Source organism: Neobacillus niacini (assembly GCF_030817695.1).
GTDB classification, from domain to species: domain Bacteria; phylum Bacillota; class Bacilli; order Bacillales; family Cytobacillaceae; genus Neobacillus; species Neobacillus niacini_F.
This window is the reverse complement of record NZ_JAUSZQ010000002.1, coordinates 2,835,860-2,845,000: the sequence shown is the minus strand read 5'-3', so window position 1 is coordinate 2,845,000 and position 9,141 is coordinate 2,835,860. Positions and strand designations below refer to the sequence as shown.

6 protein-coding genes, 2 rRNA genes, 1 pseudogene and 1 other annotated feature (1 of these 10 running past the window's edge) are annotated in these 9,141 nt (G+C 39.3%); of the genes and pseudogenes, 7 read left to right on the top strand and 2 right to left on the bottom strand.

Features of this window, described 5'->3' with window-relative positions; translation table 11 throughout:
- The 4 genes and pseudogenes from QFZ28_RS14615 to QFZ28_RS14600 all read left to right on the top strand — a co-directional run.
- Positions 1-506: ribosomal RNA gene (locus QFZ28_RS14615) — 23S ribosomal RNA — on the top strand (it extends 2,433 nt beyond the left edge of the window).
- 78 nt (positions 507-584) lie between these two features.
- Positions 585-700, top strand: a 5S ribosomal RNA gene (gene rrf / locus QFZ28_RS14610).
- A gap of 220 nt (positions 701-920) precedes the next feature.
- Positions 921-1,175 carry a DUF1292 domain-containing protein gene (locus tag QFZ28_RS14605; RefSeq protein ID WP_307195304.1) on the top strand — a complete coding sequence of 85 codons (255 nt, stop codon included), beginning with the start codon at positions 921-923 and terminating at the stop codon, positions 1,173-1,175.
- Positions 1,176-1,524: 349 nt separating this feature from the next.
- Positions 1,525-2,648, top strand: a pseudogene (locus QFZ28_RS14600) (NADH-dependent flavin oxidoreductase).
- 37 nt (positions 2,649-2,685) lie between these two features.
- Here the strand turns inward: QFZ28_RS14600 and QFZ28_RS14595 are convergent.
- The gene (locus QFZ28_RS14595; RefSeq protein ID WP_307195303.1) at positions 2,686-3,063 is read right to left on the bottom strand and encodes a hypothetical protein; all 378 of its coding nucleotides are present in this window, start codon (positions 3,061-3,063) and stop codon (positions 2,686-2,688) included.
- Between the two features lie 174 nt (positions 3,064-3,237).
- Here QFZ28_RS14595 and QFZ28_RS14590 point away from each other — a divergent pair, with 174 nt between their 5' ends.
- Positions 3,238-4,575, top strand: coding sequence for an MDR family MFS transporter (locus tag QFZ28_RS14590; RefSeq protein WP_307195302.1), 1,338 nt, complete (start codon positions 3,238-3,240; stop codon positions 4,573-4,575).
- Between the two features lie 336 nt (positions 4,576-4,911).
- Here the strand turns inward: QFZ28_RS14590 and QFZ28_RS14585 are convergent, their stop codons facing one another.
- Positions 4,912-5,424 carry a gamma carbonic anhydrase family protein gene (locus tag QFZ28_RS14585; protein WP_307195301.1) on the bottom strand — a complete coding sequence of 171 codons (513 nt, stop codon included), beginning with the start codon at positions 5,422-5,424 and terminating at the stop codon, positions 4,912-4,914.
- 195 nt (positions 5,425-5,619) lie between these two features.
- Positions 5,620-5,870, top strand: a binding site (T-box leader).
- An 88-nt stretch (positions 5,871-5,958) separates the two neighbouring features.
- Here QFZ28_RS14585 and ilvA point away from each other — a divergent pair.
- Both ilvA and QFZ28_RS14575 read left to right on the top strand, forming a co-directional pair.
- A complete protein-coding gene (gene ilvA / locus QFZ28_RS14580; protein WP_307195300.1) occupies positions 5,959-7,230 on the top strand; it encodes a threonine ammonia-lyase IlvA in 1,272 nt (423 codons plus the stop codon).
- Between the two features lie 189 nt (positions 7,231-7,419).
- Positions 7,420-9,012 carry an amidohydrolase gene (locus QFZ28_RS14575; RefSeq protein ID WP_307195299.1) on the top strand — a complete coding sequence of 531 codons (1,593 nt, stop codon included), beginning with the start codon at positions 7,420-7,422 and terminating at the stop codon, positions 9,010-9,012.
- Positions 9,013-9,141: the final 129 nt, after the last annotated feature.

Genomic DNA, 9,141 nt, shown 5'->3' with positions numbered 1-9,141 from the left:
CGGTGGTTCCGCATGGAAGGGCCATCGCTCAACGGATAAAAGCTACCCCGGGGATAACAGGCTTATCTCCCCCAAGAGTCCACATCGACGGGGAGGTTTGGCACCTCGATGTCGGCTCATCGCATCCTGGGGCTGTAGTCGGTCCCAAGGGTTGGGCTGTTCGCCCATTAAAGCGGTACGCGAGCTGGGTTCAGAACGTCGTGAGACAGTTCGGTCCCTATCCGTCGTGGGCGCAGGAAATTTGAGAGGAGCTGTCCTTAGTACGAGAGGACCGGGATGGACGCACCGCTGGTGTACCAGTTGTCTTGCCAAAGGCATCGCTGGGTAGCTATGTGCGGACGGGATAAGTGCTGAAAGCATCTAAGCATGAAGCCCCCCTCAAGATGAGATTTCCCATAGCGTCAAGCTAGTAAGAACCCTGAAAGATGATCAGGTTGATAGGTCAGAGGTGGAAGCGTGGTAACATGTGGAGCTGACTGATACTAATCGTTCGAGGACTTAACCATTTTTTAAGGTGAACTCGTTTTACACACTTCTTCTGAAATTATCTAGTTTTGAGGGAATGAAACCTCAAAATTTTATAGTCTGGCAATAATGGCGAGAAGGTCACACCCGTTCCCATACCGAACACGGAAGTTAAGCTTCTCAGCGCCGATGGTAGTTGGGACTTTGTCCCTGTGAGAGTAGGACGTTGCTAGGCAAACCAAAAACACAACCTGACTATGGTTGTGTTTTTTATATATTCAAAATAATCGTCACCTAATGTTTAGAACATTAACTCAAAAGGAATGATAATCAGAGAATCTATTGTGCTGGAAAGGCGCAAGTTTTAACGAAAAATCATGGTAACGCATCTCCAACTGTTTCCTTATTAGATTTTCTCTCTAAGGAGATATTAAGCTTATGGAGGTGATTGAAATATGATGCACGATGAACACCGTGATTATATTACCATAAAGGATGAGCAAGGAAACCTAAAGGATTTCGCTGTTGAGGCGTTATTTGAGATGGAAGGCAGGTCGTATGCACTTTTGACAGCAGAGGATGAAACGATGGTCATGCAAGTTGAAGGGGAAGAAGGAGACCAATATTTAGTTGGAATTTCCGATCCAGTCGAAAGTCAGTCTATTTTGGATGCATACCAAATTGCAGTAGAGGAAGCACCTGCAGAGTAAATCGTTAATACATAATAATGTTATGTTAACTAAGAAACTAACGCCAGTCTTATCTGACTGGCTTTTTTACGGCCAAAGGGGTTTTAATTGATAAATATACCTGTTATATCCTTAAAAAGGAACATTAACACCCGGATGAAAAAACGAAACCAGAGGATTTAATTAAACTTGCTAATGCAGAATTATATAAAGCAAAAGAAAGCAGACGTAACCAGCATATTTTCAACCAACTTTTCCATCTTGTCTAAAAGCAAGGTGGTTTTTTGTATTATTTACAAGTTTATTTTAGATAAAATAACTGGAAAATAAGATAGCAAAAAAATAGTTATAACACGGGGGGTACATAGCGGTGAATTATAAATATGAACCATTATTTGAAACATTGACATTTAAGAATGGAATCCAAATAAAAAACCGATTGGTGATGGCACCCATGACAAATTGGTCATCCAATCCTGATGGGACGGTTACGGAGTCAGAGGTAAAATATTATGCAAGACGTTCTGGCGGCGTTGGGATGGTTATTACCGCCTGTACTTACGTTACAGCGAATGGGAAAGGATTTCATGGAGAATTTGGCGGGGATCGGGATGAATTAATACCTAGCTTACAAAAGCTCGCAACTGCAATAAAAGAGCAAGGAGCCAAGGCAATATTACAAATCTTCCACGGGGGCAGGCAGGTGCCGCCTGAATTAATACCCGATGGCGATGTTGTTAGTGCTTGTAATATCCCAGCAGAAGGTAATGGGAAGCCGGTTCCACGAGAGTTATCTGATCAAGAAGTTCGTTCTATTATCCGCGATTTTGGTGAAACCACACGCCGTGCTATAGAAGCGGGCTATGATGGAGTTGAAATCCATGGTGCAAACGGTTATCTTATTCAACAATTTTTCTCTCCACACTCCAACCGTCGTGACGATCATTGGGGAGGCAGTTAGAAAAACGCTTAACCTTCCCAATGGCTGTTGTAGATGAAGTTAAGCGCGTAGTAGCTGAAAATACCAAGGGGCCATTTATTGTTGGATATCGCTTTTCTCCGGAAGAGGCAGAAACACCTGGTATTACCATGGCAGATACGCTTGTCTTGATTGATGAACTTGCAAAAAAGAATCTAGACTATCTTCATGTCTCTCTGCAAGATTTCTGGTCCACTCCGAGAAGAGGTGTGGAGGATTCTCGTTCTCGGATTGAAATCATACAAGAACGGGTCGGAGATAAAGTCCCAGTGATTGGGGTCGGCTCCATCTATACACCAGATGAAGCTTTAAAAGCTTTCCAAACAGGGGTTGCACTGATTGCCCTAGGACGTGAAATGATTATTGATCCTGATTGGGTACAAAAGGTAAAAGAGGGTAAAGAAAATGAAATTATTACGGAGATTAATAAGAATAATCAAGAGCAGCTTGTAATTCCTGATCCACTATGGCAGGCGATTACTCACACACCAGGGTGGTTTCCTGGAATACAGTAAAGCGAAAAGAGTTCATCCTAAGGCCTGGATGAACTCTTTACTGTTTATACTCAGCATTATATGAATTTTCGCCAGAATGAACAGATAATAGCGTGTCTGCATAACCTACCAGCCGATTCACAATTTCATCTGCAACAGCATAAACCAGTTGGTGCTGTTCGCTTTTATGTAAGGAAGGATCATCAAAAATAATGGTAGTGTTGATAAAAATTTGTTTTGTGTCATACAGGTTATAATGAATAATCGTTTTTCCAGCAGCCCCTCCGGTTAAAGGATCACTATAACTTGGGAGAAAAATATACCATTCCTCTGCTGTGGGTGACCTGAAATTTTTTGTAAACTTCATTCCATTGATTTCAAATTCAATTTGTTCTTTCACCCGTTCATCCATTAACTCAATGATTGTTTTTTTCATGGTTTTGCCCCCTTCGTATAGGTACTAGCATACCCAATTAAAAGAAGTGACTAACCATTTAGCAGTAATTAGAAAAAGGTAGTTACTAAAAATAGCATTTTGCTATAATAGTAGGGGTGAATTCACCTTTGTAAAAAATTTGAAATGAATATCACTCTATCCAGGAGGAACAAAATGAACAAGAATAAGTATGTGTTTATCGGGCTTGTCATTACCACACTTATTTCAGCCCTTGATACAAATATCATGCAAACAGCAAGTCCAACGATTGTTAATCAACTTGGGGGCTTTGAATTGTTTTCATGGATATTTGTTGTTTATATGTTAGTAAGTACCATAACGGTTCCTCTTTACGGGAAATTATCAGATATGTACGGTCGAAAAAAACTTTTAATGTTTGCCGTCGCTTTATTTACCATCGGATCGATTCTTTGTGGTTTAGCTAATTCCATGGTGACGTTGATAATTTTTAGAGGCATACAAGGATTAGGTGCAGGTGGAATGATACCTCTCTCCATGATCATAGTGGGGGATTTATTCACGATTGAAAAACGAGGGAAAATCCAAGCAGTATTTAGCGGTATATGGGCGGTATCTTCCATTATTGGACCTGTATTAGGATCCTTTTTTGTGGAAGAGTTGACGTGGAGGTGGATATTTTTTATCAATATCCCTATTGGAATTGCCACGATTCTTTGTTTAATACCATATAAGGAAGCTACGGAATACAAAAAGACACATATAGATTATAAAGGATTCTTCCTTTTTGGAATTTCTATTACACTTTTATTGTTATCAAGCAGCATGAGCAAACCTTTCTGGTACGTTCTAAGTGGTGTTATAGGGTTTATACTATTTGTCCTAGTGGAAAGAAAAGAGCAACATCCGTTTCTTCCGGTTGCCTTATTAAAAAATAAAGGTCTTCGATCGACAAATCTTTTTATGTTAATTTACTGCCTGTCTTTCTATGGAACATCGAACTTTATCCCGTTATATTTACAGGAAGGCAGTGAAATGAGCATTTATAAAAGTGGATTGATCTTGTTAAGCATTGCAATTGGCTGGTCGTTTGGAAGTACTCCTGCCGGAAAATGGATTATTCGCTTTGGCTATAAAGTTTTATTTATGATCGGCAGTATTGTCACAACCGCTTCAGGATTGATTCTTTATTTATTTATCCAGGATTTATCCTATATAGGTTTGTTTATAATGTTAACGGTGCAGGGTTTTTGCTTTGGTTTATTGTTTGCCCTTGGAACCATTGCCTCACAAGAGTTTGCCGATGCCAATTTAAAAGGAATATCAACTTCACTCCAAATATTTTTACGAAATATCGGGGCGTCCGTTGGGGTGACCATTATGGGTGTCATTATTAACCATGGTGTTACACTAGCCATAGGAATGAAAAACGTCTTCTTATTCGCACTTATTTTGAGTTTCATTACTATTTTTCTCAGCATGCGAATTCCAGAAAAAACATCACAGGTTGGAGAGACAGCACTATCAAAGTAGAGGTATACTTGTGTTGAATGAAAATACCTTCACCGATGAATAATAGACTTAGTGTTAGTCAATAACACTAAACTTCAATGTGGGGGGATATACTTTGAATATACTTTTTAGATTATTAAGAACCTTAATGCTTCTAGGGATTAGGTTAACTTATATCCTTAATAATCTTCAATGTAGGGTGAATATTTTGTTAAGGAAGCCCCTTATACTAAACACAGTGTATTCTTAAAGTATGATCGTTTCGCATTGTAGGAACAAAAGGTGAGCATAGTACTATGCTTGCCTTTTTATATGAAAAAAAGTCCACTTTATAATTGGACTTTTTTTACGTAAAAATTATTTTAATATTTCTTTATATTCTTTTCCTTTTTCCACATAGTTATCACTGGAATATTTAAGCATTTGCAGGTCCTTTTCTGTTAATTCACGAACGACTTTCCCTGGTGAACCTAGAACGAGTGAACGAGGAGGGATCTTAATCCCGCCAGCTAAAAGTGTGTTTGCACCAATAATACATTCTTCTCCGACTTCAACATTATCTAGTAAAGTCGACCCCATACCGATGATCGAATTTCCTCCAATCTTGCAGCCATGCAAAATAACATTATGTCCAATGGTTACATCGTCTCCAATTTCAACTGGAGAACCTTCATACAGATGAATGGTGGAGTTATCCTGAATACTGCATCTTTTACCAACACTGATTGGGCCATCATCTCCCCGTAACACAGCATTAAACCAGACGGTAGATTCTTCTCCGATGGTAACATCACCAATAATATAAGCTCCAGGTGCTACAAATACACTTTCATGAACCGTAGGTGATTTCCCTTTATATGAGATATTCATCGTTAACATTCTCCTTTATATTCAGAATTATTTTACATTTAAATAAAATTATACCATTGAGATTCTAAGGTAGGAAAGATAATGAATTGTAAAGAACTTTTTCAATGAAAACGCTTTAAAATTTACAAAATAATTATAATAGTCAAATAATATTGACTCTGTCGCTTTACAGTGATAATCTTATTAATAATTTAAAACGAATTGATGACGAGAACAGTAGGTTAAGCAGCTTGTCCCAAGAGAGTCGACATTTGCTGGGAGTCGATGGCAGGGCTTAACTGAAGATCATCTCCGAGATGTGTAGCTGAAAGGATAGATGTAAGCTATACCGGAATAGTCCACCGTTACTTGGAACACGTATCATTAAGATACGTTAATCGAGAGCCGCAGCCGGTGATTTTTGCTGCGGAAGTAGGGTGGTATCGCGAGTTAAACTCGTCCCTATACAATGGGGCGGGTTTTTTGTTGTTTTCAAAAAAATATACGCCTTAAAAGGGCGATGTAGTTGGATCAAAAAAAGAGGAGGAAAGTGAAATGAATCAACAAGTAGATCAAAAAGAAAAAACTGTCCAAGTAGAGGATATCATTATTGCAAGCCACACCATTAAGGATGTGATTTCGCCAACTCCTCTGCAGTATAATCACTTATTATCTGAGCGATATGACTGTCATATTTATTTAAAAAGGGAAGACATGCAAAGTGTTCGTTCTTTTAAAATCCGAGGTGCTTATAATCGCATTAAAAAATTAACAGCGGAAGAATTAGAAAATGGAATTATTTGCGCAAGCGCAGGGAATCACGCACAAGGGGTAGCCTATTCTTGCAACCATTTAAAAATTAACGGGAAGGTTTTTATGCCGACTACTACTCCAAAACAAAAGGTTAATCAAGTAAAATTTTGGGGCAAGGATCATGTTGAGATTGTTTTAGTAGGGGATACCTTTGATGACGCATATGAAAAAGCAATGGAATGTAGTCAAGTAGAAAATAGAACGTTTATTCATCCATTCGATGATCCAGACGTGATTGCTGGTCAAGGAACAGTAGCAGTTGAACTATTAAATGATTGCCCTGAAAAAATTGATTACCTATTTGGGGCTATTGGCGGTGGGGGGCTTCTGTCCGGAGTCGGTACCTATATGAAACATTTTTCACCAGACACCCAATTAATCGGTGTAGAACCTCAAGGGGCAGCAGGGATGAAGGAGTCTATTTTTAATGGAGAAGTGACCACTCTGAAAGAAATTGACCCGTTTGTCGATGGTGCAGCCGTCAAGACCGTCGGTTCGATGACTTTTGAGATTTGCAAAGAAGTAGTTGATGATATTGTCGTGGTACCAGAAGGAAAAGTCTGCACCACACTTTTATCTCTCTATAACGAAAATGCGATTGTGGTTGAACCAACAGGTGCACTTTCAATTGCAGCACTTGATCAATTTACAGATGAAATTAAAGGTAAAACGGTTGTCTGTATCGTCAGTGGAGGAAACAACGATATCGGCCGGATGCAAGAAATCAAAGAACGTTCGAAGCTATATGAGGGGCTGCAGCATTACTTTATTGTTCAATTTCCACAGCGTCCAGGGGCACTACGTGAGTTTTTAGACGATGTCCTAGGGCCAAATGATGATATCAGCCATTTTGAATACACAAAAAAGAATAATCGTGAAACCGGTCCAGCCTTAGTCGGAATTGAGCTGAAGTGTAAAGATGATTATTTCCCACTGATTGAGCGTATTAAGGCAAAAGGATTTGTTTACCGTGAAGTAAATAATGACAGCACCTTGTTCCAAATGCTTGTATAGATAAAAGAGCCCATTTTGGGCTCTTTGCTTTTCTAATTTGAAAATGGACTGATTATTGGGTAACAATCCAAGGACTATTGTTACCGTAATGCCTGCAAGAAAGGTAATTGGGTAACAATACTTCCACTGAAATTGAATTTTCCTTTATAATAGATTAAAGATTACAATAAAGTACAAGGTGGGGGCTATGTGTCGAAGACAATTTATACAAATGGGGTCATTTATACCCTTGATTCAAACCAGCCAGTGGTTGAGTCTGTAGTCATTGACAAAGGCAGGATACTAGATTTAGGTTCACATCACGAGATGAATTTACAATGGGGAAGAGCGGGGGCAAGAGTAATTGACCTGCAGGGGAAAATGGTTACTCCTGGACTCATTGACAGCCACTTACACATGTCCGGTGTGGCATTTAATTTCTTGGACTTAGATTTAACAGGGGTAACATCTAAAACCGAAATGCTTAATAAAATAAAGCAAAAAGCGGATACTGTTGTTCCTGGTAAATGGCTGATCGGAATGGGCTGGGACGAGAATCTTTTTACAGAAGGATCAATTCCGACTATCGAGGAATTAGACCACGTTGCACCGCATTGTCCGATTTACCTTAAAAGGATTTGCTATCATGCATTTTTAGTAAATAGTAAAGCACTTGAAATGAGTCATTATCTCCCTTCGATTGAGGTGCCGAAGGGCGGAAGGATGGTATTGGATCCACAAACAAAAAAACCAACAGGGCTGCTGTTGGAGTCGGCTTCTCAATTAATCACCAAACACATCCCTGATAAAACATACGATGAATTAAAAACTGGTTTGGGACAGGCAATGAAATTCGCTATTAGTAAAGGACTTACCAGTGTACATACGAATGATCCTGCCTATCTAGGAGGACTTGATCAAACATATCGTATGTATGATGAATTAATCAATCAAGAACAAAATGGCTTACGCTGCAACCTTTTGATTGATTATCCCTTCTTGCAAGCTTTAAAGGAAAAAGGGATGGCAGCCGGTTATGGCAACGAAAAATTACAAATCGGTGCTATTAAGATATTTGCAGATGGAGCATTTGGTAGAAGAACTGCATTACTATCAGAGCCTTATCATGATGAACCAGGCCAGTTTGGAGAATCCATGCAAACGGAAGAAGTTCTTTTTAACATTGTAAAAGACGCCCGTAAGGAATCCATGCCTATAGCCGTTCATACGATAGGTGATCAGGCGTTAGAGAATGTTCTCGATATCCTAGATCAATTTCCAAAGGTGAGCTATCGTGATCGAATTATACACACGTCATTAGTTAGAGAAGATTTAATAGCGCGATTAAAAGACCCAAGTATTGTAGCCGATATCCAGCCTAGGTTTGTTGTTGGGGATTATCCATGGGTAATCGAACGGATAGGAAAGGAGCGGGAACCCTATTTATATGCATGGAAATCCTTATTGTCTAAAGGGGTTATCTGTGCAGGAGGGTCTGATGCCCCAGTTGAACCTGTTGATCCATTGCTAGGAATTCATGCAGCTGTTACTCGAAAAACCCCCGGCAGGGATGAGTCCTGGAATGAGAGTCAGAAAATCTCAATGTTAGAAGCAGTTAAGCTTTTTACAGTTGGCGGGGCTTACGCTACTAACGAAGAAGCGATAAAAGGTACGATTTCAAGAGGGAAGTTAGCGGATATGACGGTGTATTCTAAGAATCTATTCGAATTGGAAAATCCAGATGAACTATTAAATACAAAGATCGAAATGACCATTATTGATGGGAAAGTTCAAGAATTTTAACAATAGAAAAAGAGCTGCTAATTCCTAACTAGTGCCGTTTTCTATCACAAAACGTCAATAGCAAGGGTTTATACCCTTGCTATTTTTGCTTTTAATCGCTAATTCTTCGTATTGCGAATGACGAATTTT

Excerpts from the sequence above, each read along its gene's own strand:
- QFZ28_RS14605 (WP_307195304.1), top strand. The coding sequence starts at position 921 with ATGATGCACGATGAACACCGTGATTATATTACCATAAAGGATGAGCAA.
- ilvA (WP_307195300.1), top strand. The coding sequence starts at position 5,959 with ATGAATCAACAAGTAGATCAAAAAGAAAAAACTGTCCAAGTAGAGGAT.
- QFZ28_RS14595 (WP_307195303.1), bottom strand. The coding sequence starts at position 3,063 with ATGAAAAAAACAATCATTGAGTTAATGGATGAACGGGTGAAAGAACAA.
- QFZ28_RS14585 (WP_307195301.1), bottom strand. The coding sequence starts at position 5,424 with ATGAATATCTCATATAAAGGGAAATCACCTACGGTTCATGAAAGTGTA.
- QFZ28_RS14590 (WP_307195302.1), top strand. The coding sequence starts at position 3,238 with ATGAACAAGAATAAGTATGTGTTTATCGGGCTTGTCATTACCACACTT.